Here is an 18,031-nt window from a genome sequence, read left to right on the forward strand (position 1 = left end):
CCAGCACCGCGTTCGACTGGTCTTCCAGAATGCTATTCGCAGGCGTTGATCAGCAATTCAATAACATCCGTACAAATCAATTCCTGGGATGCGGGGCATGCTTCTATAAGCCTGAGAGTTCCTGCGAACGTTGTAACTCCGAAGAACCTTTCACGCTTTAGCCGCGCCTGTCCCGCGGGACCCCATAACGCCGCGAGCCTTATGTCGCCGTATTGCTGCGGAACCTCTACGACGCCCAGGTTCGAAACGACGGCGTCGTAATTGAGGGCCCCAAGGACACCGGAAGCAACGCGAGGATCACATGAGGGCGTTATCAACCGCTCCAACATATGCCCAGTTTGCAATATCGCCCCCGTGGTTCTCAGACGGTTCATGTCTTCGATGTGACAGCGTGCTACCGACCAGATATCTTGATCAGTTGGCAAGGTAACCGTCCCAGCGGTTGCCCTCAAAACGCAATCTCGCAAGTCGAGGCCAAATTTGCGCCGAAGGTCTATAGGGCTCAAGACGTTGTAGTTTTCACGCCTCTCACGCCGTGCCGCCACGATGGCCACCGCAGCGCAAATTGCACTATTAAAGCTGGTTCCGTTTGCTTTAGCCCTGCCACGAAGCTGATGAACATATCCAGGTGAGATAGTTTCGGTCTTCACTACCACTTGGTCGCCGTCGAATGGACGCCATAGAGGCTGCGCGGCCAACCCTACGAGCTGCTCAACGGACGGGAGAGCAAGAGTGCCTTTGTTAGCTGTCAGGAGTTCCGCATCGGTCTCACGCAGAGCATCTTCTATCGCCAGTGGGACCTGAAGTTCTCCAATATCGAGACCAGACAAAGCAGTTAGGAAGTCCTCGATCAAGGCGATGCCGGAGAGTCCGTCCCCAACCGCATGATGCATTGTGAGGACGATGGTCGCCGCAGCCTCTTCACAGAGGATCGCAATTCTGCAAAGGGGCGATGAGACTGGAAAGTCTGAAATCAATTCGTTGGCGACGAAATCCGTCCAAGGCTCCTTACTGCTTGCGTGCCTTAGGATAGGTTCAATCGGCGCCTCGCTCGCATAGAAACCAGGTACGCCCGCGTCATTCGATAGTAAGGTGATGTTCAACAGCGGATGACGCCGACGCAAGGCCTCACACGCGGCCTCGTAGTCGTGGCGAAGCTTCAACGCCTCGATTTCGGCGACAACGCAAAAATGACGAGGATGGTCGACGGAATAATGATACATCAGCCGTTCGGATGCGCCCAATTCTCGCACCAGTGTTTTCGGGTGTGACATTTGCATTCGGTCCTGCATTTGTTGTCTAGCTTTGCGCAATCAATTCGATATGCGACGCGCAAGATCTGATTGAGTGTCCCGTGTGCTGTTAATGGCTGCACTCGGCCGGATTTTTGAGCTTGTCCTACGCTCTAAGCCTCGAAAGGACATTTCAAAGCCTCTCTTTCTTCCTACAGGTGAAACACAAATCGCAAATCCACAAGTGAGCGGGACATGAGCGGCGGCTGCCTGCCATATGTAACGACGTGTGTAAGACACCCTCTCACTTACAATCAGATACCGTTTAGCCATTTCCCGGAAATATGCCCGACACGTTGAAATGACCAAGTGAGGTTGTCCTCGATCGCACTTTTGCGACGTCGGAGGACTACCGGGAGCAGGAATCCCAATCGGATTTGTGCAGGACCTTGTGGATCGTAACGGGAAGGAAATCCATTCTATGAGAAACTATCTGACGCCAATCGCCATTGCCGCCGCCAGCTCCATGGCCGCATTCGGAGCTCACGCCGCAACATTGAAAAATATCGTTGTCGTCCACGGGGCGCTTGCTGACGGCTCAGGCTGGAGGGACGCGACGAACATCCTTGAAAAGCGTGGCTTCAATGTAACAATCGTCCAGGAGCCGCTCACCTCATTGGCTGACGATGTCGCAGCAACCCAGAGAATCTTGGATCTACAAGACGGTCCAACTTTGCTGGTTGGCCACAGCTATGGAGGCATGGTTATTACGGAAGCCGGCCGCGATGACAAGGTCACTGGCCTGGTCTACGTTGCGGCGTTTCAGCCGGATGAGGGCGAGAGCCTCATCAAAGCTGCGAGCGCAATTCCAGCCGGGAAGATGAATATTCGCGAGACGAACGACGGCAAGTACCTCTATTTGGATCCTGCGGCGTTTGCGGCCGATTTTGCTGCTGATCTTCCGAAAGACCAGGTCAGCTTCCTCGCGAAGTCACAGGTGTTCGCTTCAAAAGAAGCCTTCTCCGCAGCAGTTGGCAAACCCGCTTGGAAGACAAAAAAGAGCTGGTCGATCGTCGCTACGGAAGACCGCTCCATCAATCCCGATCTGGAACGCATGATGGCCAAACGGGCAGGTAGTGAGGTGACCGAGATCAAGGCCAGCCACGCCGTGTTCATGTCGCAGCCAGAGAAGGTGGCGGACGTTATTCAAAAGGCGGCAGAAGCAGCCGGCAACTAAGTGCTCGAGCCGCGAACTCGACCATTGGTCCTGTTCCTTAGATCGGGTGCGCACCGCTTTAATCCAGTGGTAGCGATGGCGCACCCTCCTGATCATCGAAGTCCAAGGACATTTGAGCGCGTAAGTCAAGCTGCAGAAGATCAATAGCCGTCCGCCCGATGATTGGCGTTTTCGGCAACCTCTGTAGTAACACGTTGAAGGAATTCCAAATGACGCCCCATTCCCAAATGCTGTCTCAGATGAGCGAGAAAGACGGCTTCATTGCCGCCCTCGATCAAAGCGGTGGCTCCACCCCAAAAGCCTTGCGTACATATGGTATTGAAGATTTCGAATATTCGACCAATGAAGAGATGTTTCGCCTCGTGCATGCGATGCGCGTACGCCTGATGACGGCTCCGCCCTTTTCAGGAGATAAGGTGATCGGAGCAATCCTCTTCGAAAAGACAATGGACGGACAAGCGGTTGGACGATCGGTTCCGAGTTATCTATGGGAAGAACGTGGGATCGTTCCGTTCGTCAAAGTTGACCAAGGCTTGGAAGAAGAACGGCATAGCGTTCAGCTTTTGAAACCCATTCCCGATCTGGAAAGTCTTCTTGCTCGCGCGACCAAGAAAGGAGTGTTCGGGACTAAAATGCGTTCGGTGATCGCAAATGCGGACAACACCGGGATCGCCATGTTGGTTAGACAACAGTTTGATCTGGGAAGGCAGATTCTGTCGCAAGGACTGGTTCCGATCATTGAACCGGAAGTACTTGTTACAAGCCCTACAAAAGCACACGCCGAAGGCGTGCTCCTTGAGGAAGTTCTCCGAGAACTCGACCACCTCCCAAGTGAAGCTCAGGTCATCATCAAAGTGTCGATACCGACACACGCCGACACCTACCTTCCGTTAGTCGAGCATCCGAAAGTCATTCGGGTCGTGGCCCTCTCAGGAGGATATGATTGTGCCGAGGCGTGCGAGAGACTGAGGCACAATCGAGGGATGATCGCCAGCTTTTTACGAGCGCTGACCGAGGACTTGAGGGTCGGAATGAGTGATGTCGAGTTTAACAAACGGCTGGCCGGATCCGTCGACGAAATCTATGCCGCGAGCGTTTACAAGGCTCTGAACACCGTATGAGGGCAAGTCTTAATCTGTAGCTGACCCGTGTCGGCCTTTTGCTTCAAGCAATACGTGGCGTATTGGTAAAGGTAGCTATGTTTGACAACACCGAGCTACTGATAGCGCTCCAGGAGCCGGGTCATAAGCTCATTCTGTGCTCTAAGCTTTTCGCAAAGGCGGGCGCGGAGATCTTGGATTTCTGCGTCCAAAGCAAGCGCTTCGTTGGGATGCCGAGGCTCAGCATTCTCGTGTTCAATACCGACTCTCTTGGACGCCTCGCGCGTGCGACGCCCGGATTTGAGAATACTGTCGGCATTGCTCGCGCCGTCGTCGTCAATCCCAGGCCTTTTTTGAATACTCGAAGGCGTCCACCTTGGTGTCGCCTTCCCGCATTTCCTCGTGCAGGTCGGCGCTGTCAGAGGTTCGGCTCTCTGCTTTTGCTGGGATCGACGGCTCAGATGGCACCGCGTCATTGCTTCCCACTCTTCTCTCGACGGAACCTTGATCATCGAGCGCGGCATTCGACGAGCTCGCTCTGTCAGAACGTGGCTCCACCTCTTGAGGGTCGAATGCTTCAGCAGTATCGGCTTTTGGCTCGTTGCTATCGAGCGGCTGCTTCCGGGAGAAAAGCCCGGCAGCCAATCGCCACGGAGATCTCATCGTCGTATACCTCGACAAATGTATAGTATCGGACGGGCAATTCCGGGCCAAAGAGGCCCGGAACTCAGACTAAGATGTCGACCATAAGGGTCGCAAGTACCGTCAAACTCAGGAGACGCCCAGCTTCTTTTTGAGATCGACGTTCTCTGCACGTAGCTTGTCCGCCAGTGCCTTCCGGAGTTTACGGTTCTCTTCCTCCAGCGCCAGGAGGTCTGCGAATTCATCGCTGGCAAGTGCCGCCGTTTTCGACGCAGTCTTGGCAGCAGACACTGCTTTCGGTGCTTCTGATTTTTTGGGAACAGGAGCGCTCTTTACAGCTCGCGCGGAAGCAGATGCGGAAGGAGCTTCCTTTTTCTTTGGACCTCCTTTTGCAGCCTGCTTCGCAGCAAGCTCGGCGGCGATCTGTTCTTTGCTGCGGCGCGGAGCTCGCTGCTTCTTGGGTTCTGCGGCAGGTGTCGGCGTTACCGGAGCAGTTAAACTTTCAGAATTTTCCTCGGCCATAGATGGCTCCTACAATGATCGGCATTATGTCTTGTACCGTACGAAGCAAAGTGTCAATCGAGGCGCCGTTCCCATCGAAGGACAAGGTCTGTCAGCTGCAGGGCCATGGCGAGTACCGTGGATGCGAGCAGGTGCCCCGCTCTACTGAGCTACACGGATCATTCGTCACAACTGAAATGCAAACCACCGCGCATGTAATCCGGATGCAATGTCCCGGGACCATCGATGTCATTCATGACATCATGGAGATCCCGATGCAAAACGAAACAACACCCGTCACACAAGCGCCCACCCTTTCGGAGATCAAGGCGCGCCAACAAGGTGCTTGGTCATCAGGCGACTACGCTGTCGTCGGAACCACGCTGCAGATTGTCGGAGAGGAGCTTTGTGAAACCGTAGATCTGCGGTCTGGCCAGAGCGTTCTCGACGTGGCGGCCGGAAACGGAAATGCTACTCTTGCTGCCGCGCGACGTTGGGGAGTCGTGACCTCTACGGACTACGTGCCGACGCTCCTCGAGCAAGGCAAGCGTCGCGCGTTGGCGGAAGGCTTGTCGGTCAGCTTCGAAGAGGCGGACGCCGAGGCCCTCCCATTCAAAGATGATGCGTTCGATGTCGTCCTGTCCACTTTCGGCGTGATGTTTACACCGGATCAGAACAAAGCCGCCGCCGAGCTAATTCGCGTTTGCCGGCCGGGTGGGAAGGTTGGCTTGGCGAACTGGACGCCAGATGGGTTCATTGGGCAACTCTTCAAAACCATCGGCCGTCATGTCCCTCCTCCCGCGGGCGTTAAGCCTCCGTCGCTGTGGGGCGATCCCTCGCATCTGGAGAGCCTTTTCGGAGATGCGGCAACCATCTCTACCGAGGTTGCTAACTTCAGATTCCGCTATCGGTCGCCAAGTCACTGGGTTGATGTATTCCGCAACTGGTACGGGCCGGTCCACAAGGCCTTTGCTGCGTTGCAAGCCGATCAGCAGTTGAAACTAGAAGCAGATCTTCTGGACTTGATCGGGCTTTTCAATGAGGCCGAGGACGGCACCATGGTCGTGCCAAGCGAATATCTGCAAGTCATCGTAACCAAAAAGGCGTGATCGCTGACGTTCCGGTCACGGTTGATCGCGAAACCGAGACCCCGTGACCGAGGACGCAGCCACGCCTCTATTCCTGATTGGGCTTTGAATATGAAACCCACCGCGCTTCTTATCGTGCCATCTCTACTGGCCGTGTCTGTTGTCCACGCTGAATCGCCCTCGCTTTCCACGCTGCGATCCAATGAGCTGGAGCGGGTAGTCAAAGACAGGCGCGTTAAAAGTGGCCCGGACGAAGATCGGGAGACATATTTGTCGCCTGATCGCAAGTTCGAGACCGGGCTGTACAGCTCGGGCCCGATACACGAGGTGATCAACGGCCCCGAAGGCTATGCCAACCACGAAATGATTTACCTGCTCGCCGGCCAGATCACGATGACTGCGACCGACGGCACACGGACGGTGTTCGGGCCCGGCCAGTCAGTGACGATCCCCAAAGGATGGACCGGTACGTTCGAGAGCGGCTCCTACGTGAAGCTCTATTCAATCTACTACCCTGATGGGCTCCAACCATGAGCCCCTCTCACGTCGAGTAAATCTGCCCTTATCTGGTCACTTAACCCCAAGGGGTAAACGTCGGCGCGAGTGCGCACCAGCTATCCAGCAGCATTGGAGGACACGAAATGGATCAGCCGACCAGCTACATACGCTCCTCTCACACCCTGGACCGCATAGTAATCGAAATTCAGGATGGTACGTCCCTTTCACTGATAGACGTGGGCTCGGGCCCTGCCCTCATTATTCTACCGGGCTGGTCGCAAACCGTTTCCGCGTGGGAGGAACAGATTGCTCATCTCTCAAAACGAAATCGTGTGATTGCGCTTGATCACCGCGGGCATGGTGAAAGTGGCGAGCCCGGGCATGGCTACCGGGTATCCAGGCTAGCCGCCGATCTGAAAGAAGTGCTTGAGGCGCTGGATTTAGACACCGTCACCTTCTTGGCCCACTCCATGGGTTGTTCAATTGTCTGGTCCTACCTAGAACTTTACGGTTCGAGCCAGGTATCGCGCCTTATCCTCGCCGATCAAAGCGTCACCCTCACGGCGACCAATGCATCCGATCCATATCAGAGGCTTGAAACGGGAGGAGTCTTCACATTCGACCAGCTTGGTCGCCTCATTGATGATCTCCGTTCGCGCAAGGGAGATTTAGCAACGCGCGAAACCTTACGGTCGATGGTGAGCGCTGAGCTGCCAATGCGGGTGTTCGAGCAGCTTGTTGCAGATAACATGCTTCTCCCACGTGAAAGGGCGGCCGCGCTTCTTACAGACCACGCTTTCCACGACTGGAGCGACGTAGTCCGTCGTATCGACAAACCCACCCTTGTTATCGGTGGAAAGCAAAGTGTCGTTCCTTGGCAGGCAATGGCATCTATTGGGACCATGATACCTAGCTCCCGGACCGTAATCTTCGACGGCCCCGGAAGTACGCACTTTGCCTTCCTGGAGATTGCGAAAGCATTCTCTGCGGCGGTGGATGAGTTCCTCGACTCCTACCCCGTCTATCCGCGATAGCGTCGATTAAGCCTATTCCTCGGACCATGGCCGCCTTCATCAGCGCACGAAGGGCCGGCAAGTCGGCCGGGCGTTTGACCCGACGGCTCACAGCTATCCCGCGGACGGCGCGCACTCGTGGTCTTGTAATTCCTCTGAAGACGCGAAATTGAGGTCGTAAAGATTCCGCTCGGTCGCCAGTAGAATAACCTCGCCTTTCAATTCGGTCATTGCGACGGAATACCTGCCCATCGAAGAAACCGATCTTGGCAATCCGTATGCCAAGAGACGGAAGGGCCCAACCTCGGCAAATTGAGGCATCGTCACCCTTCGTGCCCAGTAAGCATGCCCCGAGAATTCAACGCTCAAGGGCTCCCACGTGTCGGTGATTCCGGTCTCCAGCTCAAGCAACTTCTGTCTTACGTCCGGCCGCGTACACGAGATGTGGATGTGAAGCTGGTTCTGGCTGCGCCCATACTCCGAGTTGACTGCCAAAAGGATTTGCTCATCACTCACATCCCTCTCGCCAGACAGTAGCTCTCGATTCCCCCACGCTCGGTCGAAATAGTTTGGCGACTGTGCGTCTAGAAGCCTGGGATCCTCTATCCCGGTCATCTTCTCGGTAGGAAGCAAAAGGAAGTGGTGTGATCCCTTACGGTCCTTGATTACGACGTAACCTTCCTGTCGTTCCACCCTCACACACGGTGGCAAGCCGTCTCGGCGTCCAACGTCAATTAGACAGCGATCCTGGATAATAGACCACAAAGCGTTAGGATTTGATCGAAGCGTAAACCAAGCGATCGAGGCGACGACGGTAGCTCCGAGTGCGATTGAGATCCGTCTCGTTGAAGCCATCCTCATCATTGGCTGTACCCCTCCTGACGCAGGCCGGCACTATTCCCATCCAAAGTGCTTCGTTCATTCTCTGATAGCTTTTCCACCAACCTTTCGGAGCCGTACAAGCTCAGGAAAAGTCGCACGGCCAACTTAGCCACTTTCCTTCGGTCTCGTTTGCTTGCCGCCCCCATCAGGGCCTGTACATGCCTGTCGGACACGACCAGTCCATATAAGACGTGAAAGGCTTCATCCACGCTATGAACGATAGTAACCCAGATACCCTTCCAGCATCCAACAAGGATTTAGCGCGTCCCTCGACCTGATTTCGGCCGTGCTCCAATAGCACGCCGGAGAACTCGGAACTTCCATCTGCAGACTGGGCGATCGCCAGCCGATTGAGCGCTAGTGAATTGTTTCCTTCAAGGACCTCCAAAAGGTCGTTCGCGAAGACTAATAAGTGATCGAAGAGAGCTCTGGCAGTAAGCCGTCGTCCTCCGAACGGGAACGTCCGAACTTTCGAGGATTGATAGGCAATCATTGATGCTATGATCCCAGCTCTGTTACCGAACCACTTGTATAGGCTCTCTTTCGAGCAGCTTGCCGCTCGCGCCAGTCGTCCGGTTGTCAAAGCCCGTTCTCCACCGTCAGCAAGCAGTTGCAACGCGTGTTCGAGGACTGCGGCCTGACGACGGGAAAAACGGGGTCCACCTTGCGCCCGCGAGGATATGATCACTGTCATTGAATTTTCGGTTCCACTTTGATTCTCGTGCACTTGTCGTAGACCGCAAACAGACAGGCTCAATGTTACCCATTGTTTACGTCATTGCCGCCCTAGCCGATGAAATTGTTGCTTCTGTAAGACTAGGCAAAGGTCGCCAGTCGCATTCGCAGACCAGCCGTTGCCTTGCCTGGAAAAGGTCCACACGCAAATCCGAATAGCCGACCTTTCACATGCAACGAAAATGCGCAATTTCCACATCGGCAAGAAATCCGCGATCGAGAAAATACTACCGTTTAAAACAAAGAACGGAGACATATGTGTTTAGATTAGCTATCGCAGCAGCAGCTTTGGCCTTCGCCACGAATGCGTCGGCCGACTCTCAGGTCACTGTCGAACCCATATTCCACTCAAGCACGACAATCGCGAAGCAACCGGTAGAGTTGCCCGGCGGACCCGTTGAGATCGCGGCTTCGATCTTTACCATTCAACCCGGTGCGTCACTTCCCGTGCATCGGCATGCCTACCCACGCTTAGGATATGTCCTCTCTGGAGAGATCAAAGTCTATAATGAGGAGACAAAGCTCTCGCAGACGTTCAAGCCGGGAGACGTCATCGTAGAGTCGGTAGCAAAATGGCATAGCGGCACCAACCCGGGCAGCAAGCCATTGAAGCTTCTGGTGATCGACGAAGCGCCAGCAGGGGCGCAGACGACTGAGGTCAGAAAGTAAACGCTTCCGATGACCGCGGGTTCAACCCGCGGTCAAATCTCGCGGTGCAACGACTACCCCCATCGACACCTTGCCCTCAAAGTTGGAACTTCGTTTCAAATGCGATTAATCCGCGCCGAACTGTAACAGCATTGTCTTCTCCACAAACCAACTTCACCCTCGCCGTCGCTTCCGTTGCTGGAACCGACGTTAAGGCGTTACGAGGAGGTTAGTATGACACTGAGACAGTTTGTAACCGTACCGGATGAGACACTGCGGGGACGGTCGGTTCAGGTCGAGACGATCAATGCGGACATCAAGGCGTTGGCCGCTGATATGCTTGAGACGATGTATGCAGCCGGCGGCGTCGGCTTAGCCGCGGTACAAATCGGGGTGCCAAAACGAGTTGTAGTGATCGACGTATCACGTGGCGAAGAACCCAAGAAGCCGATGGTGCTTGTGAACCCGGAGGTGGTTTCTCATTCCATCCGCTTGAACTCGTTTAAAGAGGGTTGCCTTTCAATTCCGGGATACATGGCTGTCGTCGAGCGACCTGCGGAAGTGACCGTGCGATATACGGATCTTGATGGCGCATCAAATGTGATAGAAGCCGAGGGCGTACTGGCCACCTGCCTGCAACACGAGATTGACCACCTCAACGGAATTCTCTTTGTCGATTACCTGATGCCGTCGGACTTCGATGCATTCAACCGCTCAATCGCTGCAGCCCCCTGACTATCGCGCCAGACGCTCGCCCCAATCGGCCTTCGACCTCGTTACGATGTCCAGCGTTTTTGGGCGCTGTAACTTCGCGGTGCAAGCCCTTCAAAAAAAGAGAATTCTCCAAGTCGGAATTCAAGCACAGCAATCTCAAGATCAACATGCAAACAAAGGAAATCCAATGGGTGATCTGAAACCGTTCCTGCGGCGTGAATCACGCGAATCGTCAGTCTATTACATGGGGAGCTTGCTTACATTCCTTGCGGAGAGCAAGGATACGGGAGGAACGTTCTCCCTTTTCGAACTGCTCATGAGGCCGGGCAACGAGCCGCCGGCCCACATTCACCACAGCGAAGACGAGTTGTATTACGTCCTAGAAGGAAGCGCTTCTGTCTTCATCGGCGAAGATGAGGTCCAGGTTTCGTCCGGCGACTGTATTTTTCTCCCGCGAGCCAAAGCGCACGCTTTCATCGTACGAACCGATCGCTTCAGGATGCTCTTCCTCTGCCAGCCTGGCGGTGCGGAAGGCTATTTCAGAGCGATGATGTCTTCGCCCGCTGTTGAGCTCGACATGCCCACGGGCGCGATCAACTACTCAATGGCCGACGTCCAAGATGCGATCGACAAGGGTGTGGAATTCGGTCTCGAATTTCTTACGCCGTCAAAGATTGAAGAGCTGTTGCCCGGATTCCACCATGCCAGAAAGTCCGGTTCTCCGAGAGCATAGACGAAAACGTGGGTCATAAGCCTTCGAAAGCCCTGCCACACCCGGGTCTGCCGGGTGCGGCCCGCATGACCTCGCTAATGGTGCTTATCCTCGTCGGGCTCGGTTCGTTTCGCGCGGTTTTGCGGGTCCGTTCTAAAAATCAGCCACATACCTCCCGAGAGGAGAAAAACGCTGAATACGTGCCATGCGAAAAACGGCGGGTATCCAAAAATCAATGGCGTCACGCGATTGCTTGCGATGCTCCCAAGGAACACCAGCGATACCAAGATAAGTGGAGCTGCGATTTTCATGGCACGGCTTTCACATTTCGGAGAACCACCGCAGATCGGTCATTCTTATTCCCGGTACTGTGCACGAATATCGTGTCATCGCAATAGGTTGGTACGAAAACATAGCTCCGCCGGAGTGGCTTAGTCCGCGAAGGCAAGCTGAGCGACAAGCCCACCTCGCTCGCGATTACGGAGTGTAATGCGAGCGCTCATTGTTCGAGACAGCTCGTTTGCGATCGCCAACCCCAGTCCCGAACCACCGGTATCCCGATTTCGCGATATCTCGAGCCTGTAGAACGGCCGAAGCACCAATTCCAGCTCAAGTTCCGGGATTCCCGGTCCTCGATCCAGGACTTGTATTACCGCTCTGCCACTTTCGTCTCGAGCTACACCTATCTCCGCGGAGCCGGCAAACTTCAACGCGTTGTCGACCAGACTGGAGATAATCGTGGTCAGGGCGACCGCTTTGGTAGACACCATCAGCGGATATGCTTGTTCCGCGACGACAGCAGCGCCCTTAGTTTGATATGAACGAGCGATCGTCATTGCGAATGCTGCCAAGTCGACGTTCACATTGGGCTCTATGGCCTTGGCAGCTTTCGCGTAAAGTATGCCTTGCTCGATCAGCTTTTGGATTTCCGTCAGATCGCGAAGGAGCCGCTCCCGCATTTCCCCTTCCATCAGAGTGTCAATCCTGAGACGAAGCCTGGTCACCGGTGTCTGCAGATCATGTGATATCGCCGCCAGCATTTCTGCCTTCTCCAGCGCGAAAAGTGCAGCTTCAGTCGTGCCTTCGGTGCCGGGGTTTGCCGAGCTCCAAGCTTCGAAATTGTCAAGATTTGATGGGAGCGTACCACCATAGGTCGGGTAGCCCTTTTTTGTAGCGACTATGGCAGCCCTGGGCTTCAGAAACCTCCGAACCGCAAGGCATACCAGTGTCACTGCCGCGGCCAGTTGAATCATCCAAACCACTGGAGAGAGGACCTCGGGTGAAGATAACAATCTAGAGAAAGGGGCTGGCAAGAACGAACGTATCTCAGGCGCGAGGTGCGCCCTGAAATTTTCGCGATTTAACTTCTCGTGCGCCAGCATCGAAGTTGGCCCTGGTCTATCGACCGAGAGACTAACGACGGGGCCAAGTGGAAAAGCACTTATTGGCACAATCGTTCCAGCGGCGGCCCCCAGTAACAGTAGTCCAGACAATCGCGCACCCAGTGTGCTAAACACACCGCCGAGGCGCAACCGCTGGAACATTAGCTTCATTTCGGCTCGACGCTCTCTATCGCTGAAGCAAAGACGTAGCCCTCGCTTCTGACCGTTTTTATGTAGACAGGTTCGCGGGCATCGTCGTTGAGTCGCTGTCGCAGACGGCTCACCAGTAGATCAATCGATCGGTCAAAAATATCAGCTTCGCGACCCTGAGTAAGGTTGAGCAGCTGATCCCGGTTAAGCACCCTGTGGGGGTGATCCAAGAACACGCGGATCAGGCGGTACTCGCCGCCACTTAGTCCGACAGCAGTGCCCTTGCGATCCACAAGGTGCCGCCCGACAGTGTCCAGCTTCCAATCGCCGAAGCTGATTATCTCCGAAGTCTCGGTCTTTTGCAGATTGGGCGGCATCATTCGCGTCCGTCTTAGGATCGCGTTGATCCTTGCCAACAACTCGCGCGCGGCAAAAGGTTTAACGAGATAATCGTCCGCACCCATTTCCAGGCCGAGTATGCGGTCAGCCTCATCGGCGCGCGCGGTTAGCATCATGATCGGAATGTTCTTGTGCCTTCCCGATCGAATCTCCCGACAGAGCACCAATCCATCGTCGCCAGGCATCATGATATCAAGAACGATAAGGTCGAAAGCATTGGTTTCGAGAAGAGTTCGCATTTGTCGACTGTCTACGGCCGCTGATACTCGCAGGCCGCTCTTAGTCAGATAGCCCTGCACGAGTTCGCGGATGTCGCGATCGTCGTCGACGATAAGAATGTGGTCTGTGTGTTCCATAGATACCTCGGGCCGCTATATGTGCGGCGGGGACGCTATTGCGGCTCACGCTCGGACGCGGTCAACCGAGCATGATCCTTGGTCTCGTCCTGCATGCCCTTTTTGAAGTTTTTGATTCCTGAAGCGACATCACCCATGAGGGCGGGTATCTTTCCCCGGCCGAATAGAAGCATGACGATTGCCAGTACAATCACCCAGTGCCAGGCGCTAAACGATCCCATCGAACGAACTCCGTATTGGTAGAAAGGGGGGCGGCTATCCGGATGAGGGGGCGGATTCCGGATAGCCGACCGGCGACGAGCGGGAGGACTGCGCGCCGGTATAAGAGCGACGTCACCTCACGTGACGTCGCGAATGCTAGAGATTGTCGGCGTCGATAACTGCCTTGGCGAACTCTGCCGGTGTCTCTTGCGGAGGGTTATGACCGACACCGCCGGTGAACAGCCGATGTTCGTACTTGCCTGTGAATTTCTTGGCATACGCGGCTGGCTCTGGATGCGGCGCACCGTTTGCATCACCTTCGATTGTGATGGTGGGTACGCCGATGGTAGGCAGCTTTGCCAACTTCTTTTCGAGAGCGTCGAACTTGGCTTCACCCTTGGCCAGATCGAGCCTCCAACGATAGTTGTGAATGACAATCGCAACGTGGTCCGGATTGTCGAATGACGCTGCAGTACGGTCATAGACCGCATCGCTGAAATTCCACTTCGGGGACGCAAGCTGCCAAATCAGCTTATTGAAGTCGTGTCGGTTGGCGTCATAACCCGCTTCGCCGCGCTCGGTCGTGAAGTAGAACTGATACCACCAAGCCAGCTCTGCCTTGGGAGGCAGGGGCTTTTTGTTGATCTCTTGGCTTCCGATCAGGTACCCACTGACGGATACCAGCGCCTTGCAGCGCTCGGGCCACAGAGCGGCGATGATATTCGCAGTGCGCGCACCCCAATCGTATCCAGCGATTACGGCCCGTTCGATCTTGAGGGCGTCCATCAGGTCGATGATGTCCTTGGCGATCGCGGCCTGTTGGCCGTTGCGAGGAGTCTTCTCCGAGAGGAAGCGTGTGCCGCCGTAACCACGGAAATACGGAGCGATCACCCGGTAGCCCGCTGCCGCGAGGATCGGCGCGACCTCGACGTAACTGTAGATATCATACGGCCAGCCATGGAGGAGTATGACCGGAGCACCGTTTTCAGGCCCGACTTCAGCGTACTGCACGTTCAATGCGCCGGCTTTGATTTCCTTGAGAGGACCGAGGCTCGCCGAGGAGCCACCCGCAGCGGCGCTCAAAGCGGCAGGGGTCTGAGCGAGCGCCTTTCCGATTCCAACGAATTGCACTGCTGCGGCGGATGCCGCCGCGACCGCGAAAAAGCTTCTCCGCTTGAACTCAAAGGACTTAGTCATGAACACCTCCGTGATTTGATGAACGCATGAAGCGCTCTGCATGTATCGACGGTATGTCCGGATATCTCCTATTTGAAACCTGATGTACCGAGGGCGGCTGGAGATACAATTCGATACAGAATTTGTCCGGAGAAGTCCTAATTTCGGGGCGAAACTCACCATGCACGAGGGTGATTTTCTTGGAATCAAAATGCGCAGCTCACGTGCTTCAGTGAGGCTGCGCATCCGATCCGAATCAAAACCTACGTGGACTCATTTTGCCAGGACCACGAGCTGTTTGCCTTCTTCGACGATGTAGGTTGCCAGTTCAGATGCACTTCCTTCGCCGACATTTCTCGCAGAATGCTTCACGCCGCTCGGGATAAAGAGCGATTGTCCCGCATGCAGGACGACCGGATCCCGGCCCTCCAAAGCGTACTCGACGCTTCCTTTGACCACGTATGCGATCTCTTCCCCTGGATGCGAATGGTTACCTGCGAGAACGCCAGGCCCGAAATCCACCCGCACCTGAACCACCTTGTGGCCCGGCACATCGATCGGGCTGTCGATCAGGTCTGTCCGCTTGATTGGCTGTTGAGCGTAGGCCGGTCCAATGGCAGCAGATGCGCTGACCGCAGCGGCCAGCACGGCTACATGTAACGTCCTCATGTCGTTTGGTTCCTTCGTTGTTACGGCATCCGGCTTGGATGCCGTTTTATTACAACGCACATTCGAATACGGGATGTGTCGACGAATACCGCTTTTTGTATCCAGCTGTAGCCTCCTGGTCATATCGCAGGTTCAGCGGCACGAAGAAGGCGATCCGACAAAGGCCCACGGAACGCATCGGATCGCTCACAGCGAGAACTTTACAAAGCAAAGAGAAGCTATGCCCACGCAAAACTAGAATGTCTGCGAAACCAGAACCTCGCATACGACGCTCACACTTCAGAAGTGAAGCGTAATGTGATTTACTCTAACTCAAATAGGGTGGCCGCGTGCAACGACAATCGCCCTAGCGCAGGCGCTCAGATGGAGCTGGCCATTGTTCGGTGGCAATGCTGACCAAGAGTGCGACCATGACATTCAAACTCATCGCAATGAAGCCAGTATTGACCTCCTTCACGAACGTTGGCGCATCGGGAAAGAAAGTCGCAATGTTCAAGCCAGTTGTGCTGACGATGCCAACGGTCCCAACGCCGACGACGATGCCGGCCATTGCCCCCTCCTTGGTAAAAGGATTCTGACGGAGCAAACTAGCAAACAACGCAGGAAAAAGCTGCGTGACGATGCTGTATCCCATAATGAGGATCGCGACGATGCTCTCGCCACCAGTCAGAGTGAAGTAAACCGCAACAGCCGTAATGAAAAAGACAGAAATCCTTGCGCAGTTCGTCAGCTGATATGGGCTAAGACCCGGAAACAGCTTCCAACAGATGTTATTTGAGATCACGGTAGCGCCTGTGATCAAGATAGTTGCCCCTGGCACCAGTGCGGCAAGGACACCTGCCGCACCAATCAAGCCAACTACCCACGGGTCAAACGTCGCGATCGACAGCTTTAAGAGCGCTAGGTCGATCTGCTGACCCTCTAACCCTGGCACCTGAAGGACTGCCGCAAAGCCCACCAGCATCGCGAACATCATCACCAGCGAATAAATAGGCATCACCACGGCGTTCTTGCGAAACGCGATCGCTGATTTCGAGGTATAGGCGGAGCAGAACGTGTGAGGCCACATATATAGGCCGAGAGCGGACAGGAAGATGGTACTGCAGTACCAAACGATTGTCTGGCCTGTTTCCGGTAAGGCGGTAAATCCTGGCCTCGCAATTTCAATCTGGCGAAACATCTCTCCGATCCCGCCATAGTAGTGATAGGGCAGATAAATACCAAGGAACGCGCAGACGATCCACGTCGTGCAGTCTTTTACCACGGCCGCCCACGCGGATCCCCTCATTCCAGACATCACAACATATAGAGACATGACGACCGCACCGATACCAACCGCCACAGGTGTCTTGATCCGACCCTGGGAGAGGGTTTCCGTGATGATTCCAAGCCCTTTGAGCTGGAGAATAAGATACGGAATCAGTGCGATAAGCCCCACGATTGCAACGACGATCCCTAGCAGAGCACTGTTGTACTTCTTTGCGAAAAAATCGGGCTGTGTGACAAGGCGCATTTCTGTTGCGAACCGCCAGATCGGAGGAAGCAGCCAGTAGGACATGACGAACCCAAGGCAGCTGTACGCGAGGATGTAAAAAACCGCCCCGCCACGGCCATACGCAAAGCCGCTCGCGCCTAAAAATGTGAATGTGGTGTAAATTTCGCCTGCCATGAGGACGAAAACCAACAAAGCGCCGAATCTGCGCCCGCCAAGCGCCCATTGATCTACGGTAACCGCCCGCTTGTTTTTCTCGAAAAATCCCGCCAACAGGACCGCGAGCGCGACCGTCCCGGCCACTGAAATCATGATCAGCATTCGACGTCTCCGTCAAACCGAGAATGCAGGTCGGTTTCGACGTCGCGGCCGCATTCCGGCAGTCGGCCCGTCAGAGGTGTCAATAAGATAGCTGCGCGGTTGGGCCGGATGCTGAAGTCTTTCGCCACTGCCACTATTAGCCCCTGCTCCACCGATAAGAATTCACCGGCCTAACCCATATCCATTGCGAACTTATATAATTACAGACCGATGACAACCAGCACCGACATAGTGACATTTGTAACTTTCGACAGAATCATACCGCCGGCCTGTTGGCCGGCGGGTTTCCAACCAGCGCTCACTTCTATGGGCTACAGCTTTCGGCCATTAGCTACATAGTAATCGATCATACCGCGCGAAATTCCGATATCAGAAAGATGAGCATCGTCGAGTTCGAGCAGTTCCGCTGCCGCGCGACGCAGTCTGATCTTTCGTAGTTGACCGCCTATCAGTCGCATTAGGTATCTCAACATAGTCTCCTTCGCATTGGGCCCCTGAGGCCGCGAAGAGACAATGGTGGCGGCGTATTACCGAGCAATTTCTCCGAAGGCTCGACCGACTACGAACGAAACTATTTGTAATGCGGAATGGCGACCTCACAGAGGTCCGCTCTCGCCGTTTCAAAGCAGACAACCGGAACAGTCTCACCTCTCTTAAACATGCAGTGACAAATCCACCCCAAAATTCGCGAGCTCGCTATCCACACTTTCTGTAGCGCGCACGACAAAAAAACTGTAGTTTTGTATCCAAATATGTCTGATGGTGAGTTTGATACAATGCGATACAACTCAGCGCTTTAAAAAGAACGCTAGATGCGGTCAAAGTCGGCAAACAGATTGCGTGGACGTCCAATGGCGATGAAAAATGATCCGACGGCATGAGA

The 18,031-nt window shown here is 54.8% G+C and carries 20 protein-coding genes and 1 pseudogene; 8 read left to right on the forward strand and 13 right to left on the reverse strand.

Annotated features, from left to right (window positions below):
* Window positions 1-32: 32 nt before the first annotated feature.
* On the reverse strand, window positions 33-1,274 hold the full coding sequence (locus tag QTL96_RS23210; protein WP_289729369.1) for a hypothetical protein: 1,242 nt from the start codon (window positions 1,272-1,274) through the stop codon (window positions 33-35).
* Between the two features lie 439 nt (window positions 1,275-1,713).
* On the opposite strand from QTL96_RS23210, the gene QTL96_RS23215 reads away from it, so the two are divergent.
* Window positions 1,714-2,469, forward strand: a complete 756-nt coding sequence (locus QTL96_RS23215; protein WP_289729370.1) for an alpha/beta hydrolase — start codon at window positions 1,714-1,716, stop codon at window positions 2,467-2,469.
* Window positions 2,470-2,678: 209 nt separating this feature from the next.
* Window positions 2,679-3,590, forward strand: coding sequence for a fructose bisphosphate aldolase (locus tag QTL96_RS23220; RefSeq protein WP_289729371.1), 912 nt, complete (start codon window positions 2,679-2,681; stop codon window positions 3,588-3,590).
* A gap of 315 nt (window positions 3,591-3,905) precedes the next feature.
* Here QTL96_RS23220 and QTL96_RS23225 read toward each other — a convergent pair whose 3' ends face one another.
* Together QTL96_RS23225 and QTL96_RS23230 are read right to left on the reverse strand one after the other, a co-directional pair.
* A complete protein-coding gene (locus QTL96_RS23225) occupies window positions 3,906-4,214 on the reverse strand; it encodes a hypothetical protein (RefSeq protein WP_289729372.1) in 309 nt (102 codons plus the stop codon).
* A gap of 126 nt (window positions 4,215-4,340) precedes the next feature.
* Window positions 4,341-4,733 (reverse strand): hypothetical protein, encoded by a 393-nt coding sequence (locus QTL96_RS23230; protein WP_289729373.1) that lies wholly within the window; start codon window positions 4,731-4,733, stop codon window positions 4,341-4,343.
* 254 nt (window positions 4,734-4,987) lie between these two features.
* Between QTL96_RS23230 and QTL96_RS23235 the strand changes: the two genes are divergently transcribed.
* The 3 genes from QTL96_RS23235 to QTL96_RS23245 all read left to right on the forward strand — a co-directional run bounded on the left by QTL96_RS23235 (window position 4,988) and on the right by QTL96_RS23245 (window position 7,332).
* Complete coding sequence (locus QTL96_RS23235) at window positions 4,988-5,821, forward strand: class I SAM-dependent methyltransferase (protein WP_289729397.1); 834 nt, start codon at window positions 4,988-4,990, stop codon at window positions 5,819-5,821.
* 90 nt (window positions 5,822-5,911) lie between these two features.
* Complete coding sequence (locus QTL96_RS23240; RefSeq protein WP_289729374.1) at window positions 5,912-6,334, forward strand: cupin domain-containing protein; 423 nt, start codon at window positions 5,912-5,914, stop codon at window positions 6,332-6,334.
* A 107-nt stretch (window positions 6,335-6,441) separates the two neighbouring features.
* A complete protein-coding gene (locus QTL96_RS23245) occupies window positions 6,442-7,332 on the forward strand; it encodes an alpha/beta hydrolase (protein WP_289729375.1) in 891 nt (296 codons plus the stop codon).
* 93 nt (window positions 7,333-7,425) lie between these two features.
* Here QTL96_RS23245 and QTL96_RS31295 read toward each other — a convergent pair whose 3' ends face one another.
* Together QTL96_RS31295 and QTL96_RS23250 are read right to left on the reverse strand one after the other, a co-directional pair.
* Window positions 7,426-8,175 (reverse strand): CDP-diacylglycerol diphosphatase, encoded by a 750-nt coding sequence (locus tag QTL96_RS31295; protein ID WP_112819919.1) that lies wholly within the window; start codon window positions 8,173-8,175, stop codon window positions 7,426-7,428.
* A pseudogene (locus QTL96_RS23250) lies at window positions 8,172-8,887 on the reverse strand (TetR/AcrR family transcriptional regulator). The gene QTL96_RS31295 and the pseudogene QTL96_RS23250 overlap by 4 nt, the downstream one beginning before the upstream one ends.
* Window positions 8,888-9,186: 299 nt before the next feature.
* Between QTL96_RS23250 and QTL96_RS23255 the strand changes: the two are divergent.
* The 3 genes from QTL96_RS23255 (at window position 9,187) to QTL96_RS23265 (ending at window position 11,023) form a co-directional block, all read left to right on the forward strand.
* The gene (locus QTL96_RS23255) at window positions 9,187-9,597 is read left to right on the forward strand and encodes a cupin domain-containing protein (RefSeq protein ID WP_289729376.1); all 411 of its coding nucleotides are present in this window, start codon (window positions 9,187-9,189) and stop codon (window positions 9,595-9,597) included.
* Between the two features lie 213 nt (window positions 9,598-9,810).
* Entirely contained in the window at window positions 9,811-10,311 is a 501-nt protein-coding gene (gene def / locus QTL96_RS23260; RefSeq protein ID WP_289729377.1) for a peptide deformylase, read from the forward strand.
* Between the two features lie 166 nt (window positions 10,312-10,477).
* Window positions 10,478-11,023 (forward strand): cupin domain-containing protein, encoded by a 546-nt coding sequence (locus QTL96_RS23265; RefSeq protein WP_289729378.1) that lies wholly within the window; start codon window positions 10,478-10,480, stop codon window positions 11,021-11,023.
* Window positions 11,024-11,097: 74 nt separating this feature from the next.
* On the opposite strand, the gene QTL96_RS23270 is transcribed toward QTL96_RS23265, so the two are convergent.
* The 8 genes from QTL96_RS23270 to QTL96_RS23305 all read right to left on the reverse strand — a co-directional run bounded on the left by QTL96_RS23270 (window position 11,098) and on the right by QTL96_RS23305 (window position 17,621).
* On the reverse strand, window positions 11,098-11,313 hold the full coding sequence (locus QTL96_RS23270; RefSeq protein WP_289729379.1) for a DUF3311 domain-containing protein: 216 nt from the start codon (window positions 11,311-11,313) through the stop codon (window positions 11,098-11,100).
* A gap of 120 nt (window positions 11,314-11,433) precedes the next feature.
* On the reverse strand, window positions 11,434-12,384 hold the full coding sequence (locus QTL96_RS23275; protein ID WP_289729380.1) for a HAMP domain-containing sensor histidine kinase: 951 nt from the start codon (window positions 12,382-12,384) through the stop codon (window positions 11,434-11,436).
* A gap of 167 nt (window positions 12,385-12,551) precedes the next feature.
* On the reverse strand, window positions 12,552-13,289 hold the full coding sequence (locus QTL96_RS23280) for a response regulator (RefSeq protein ID WP_289729381.1): 738 nt from the start codon (window positions 13,287-13,289) through the stop codon (window positions 12,552-12,554).
* Window positions 13,290-13,324: 35 nt separating this feature from the next.
* The gene (locus QTL96_RS23285) at window positions 13,325-13,510 is read right to left on the reverse strand and encodes a twin-arginine translocase TatA/TatE family subunit (RefSeq protein WP_289729382.1); all 186 of its coding nucleotides are present in this window, start codon (window positions 13,508-13,510) and stop codon (window positions 13,325-13,327) included.
* Between the two features lie 136 nt (window positions 13,511-13,646).
* A complete protein-coding gene (locus tag QTL96_RS23290; RefSeq protein WP_289729383.1) occupies window positions 13,647-14,687 on the reverse strand; it encodes an alpha/beta hydrolase in 1,041 nt (346 codons plus the stop codon).
* 252 nt (window positions 14,688-14,939) lie between these two features.
* Window positions 14,940-15,335: a cupin domain-containing protein gene (locus QTL96_RS23295; protein WP_289729384.1), complete on the reverse strand. Its 396-nt coding sequence runs from the start codon at window positions 15,333-15,335 to the stop codon at window positions 14,940-14,942.
* Between the two features lie 346 nt (window positions 15,336-15,681).
* Window positions 15,682-17,148 carry a sodium:solute symporter gene (locus tag QTL96_RS23300; protein ID WP_289729385.1) on the reverse strand — a complete coding sequence of 489 codons (1,467 nt, stop codon included), beginning with the start codon at window positions 17,146-17,148 and terminating at the stop codon, window positions 15,682-15,684.
* A gap of 311 nt (window positions 17,149-17,459) precedes the next feature.
* Window positions 17,460-17,621 carry a DUF1127 domain-containing protein gene (locus tag QTL96_RS23305; RefSeq protein WP_112819938.1) on the reverse strand — a complete coding sequence of 54 codons (162 nt, stop codon included), beginning with the start codon at window positions 17,619-17,621 and terminating at the stop codon, window positions 17,460-17,462.
* Window positions 17,622-18,031: the final 410 nt, after the last annotated feature.

Source organism: Rhizobium sp. S163 (assembly GCF_030380805.1).
GTDB lineage: Bacteria > Pseudomonadota > Alphaproteobacteria > Rhizobiales > Rhizobiaceae > Rhizobium.

Excerpts from the sequence above, each read along its gene's own strand:
- QTL96_RS23230 (WP_289729373.1), bottom strand. The coding sequence starts at position 4,733 with ATGGCCGAGGAAAATTCTGAAAGTTTAACTGCTCCGGTAACGCCGACA.
- def (WP_289729377.1), top strand. The coding sequence starts at position 9,811 with ATGACACTGAGACAGTTTGTAACCGTACCGGATGAGACACTGCGGGGA.
- QTL96_RS23295 (WP_289729384.1), bottom strand. The coding sequence starts at position 15,335 with ATGAGGACGTTACATGTAGCCGTGCTGGCCGCTGCGGTCAGCGCATCT.
- QTL96_RS31295 (WP_112819919.1), bottom strand. The coding sequence starts at position 8,175 with ATGATGAGGATGGCTTCAACGAGACGGATCTCAATCGCACTCGGAGCT.
- QTL96_RS23245 (WP_289729375.1), top strand. The coding sequence starts at position 6,442 with ATGGATCAGCCGACCAGCTACATACGCTCCTCTCACACCCTGGACCGC.
- QTL96_RS23235 (WP_289729397.1), top strand. The coding sequence starts at position 4,988 with ATGCAAAACGAAACAACACCCGTCACACAAGCGCCCACCCTTTCGGAG.
- QTL96_RS23265 (WP_289729378.1), top strand. The coding sequence starts at position 10,478 with ATGGGTGATCTGAAACCGTTCCTGCGGCGTGAATCACGCGAATCGTCA.
- QTL96_RS23285 (WP_289729382.1), bottom strand. The coding sequence starts at position 13,510 with ATGGGATCGTTTAGCGCCTGGCACTGGGTGATTGTACTGGCAATCGTC.
- QTL96_RS23305 (WP_112819938.1), bottom strand. The coding sequence starts at position 17,621 with ATGTTGAGATACCTAATGCGACTGATAGGCGGTCAACTACGAAAGATC.
- QTL96_RS23290 (WP_289729383.1), bottom strand. The coding sequence starts at position 14,687 with ATGACTAAGTCCTTTGAGTTCAAGCGGAGAAGCTTTTTCGCGGTCGCG.
- QTL96_RS23280 (WP_289729381.1), bottom strand. The coding sequence starts at position 13,289 with ATGGAACACACAGACCACATTCTTATCGTCGACGACGATCGCGACATC.
- QTL96_RS23210 (WP_289729369.1), bottom strand. The coding sequence starts at position 1,274 with ATGTCACACCCGAAAACACTGGTGCGAGAATTGGGCGCATCCGAACGG.
- QTL96_RS23275 (WP_289729380.1), bottom strand. The coding sequence starts at position 12,384 with ATGCTGGCGCACGAGAAGTTAAATCGCGAAAATTTCAGGGCGCACCTC.
- QTL96_RS23300 (WP_289729385.1), bottom strand. The coding sequence starts at position 17,148 with ATGCTGATCATGATTTCAGTGGCCGGGACGGTCGCGCTCGCGGTCCTG.
- QTL96_RS23215 (WP_289729370.1), top strand. The coding sequence starts at position 1,714 with ATGAGAAACTATCTGACGCCAATCGCCATTGCCGCCGCCAGCTCCATG.
- QTL96_RS23270 (WP_289729379.1), bottom strand. The coding sequence starts at position 11,313 with ATGAAAATCGCAGCTCCACTTATCTTGGTATCGCTGGTGTTCCTTGGG.
- QTL96_RS23220 (WP_289729371.1), top strand. The coding sequence starts at position 2,679 with ATGACGCCCCATTCCCAAATGCTGTCTCAGATGAGCGAGAAAGACGGC.
- QTL96_RS23240 (WP_289729374.1), top strand. The coding sequence starts at position 5,912 with ATGAAACCCACCGCGCTTCTTATCGTGCCATCTCTACTGGCCGTGTCT.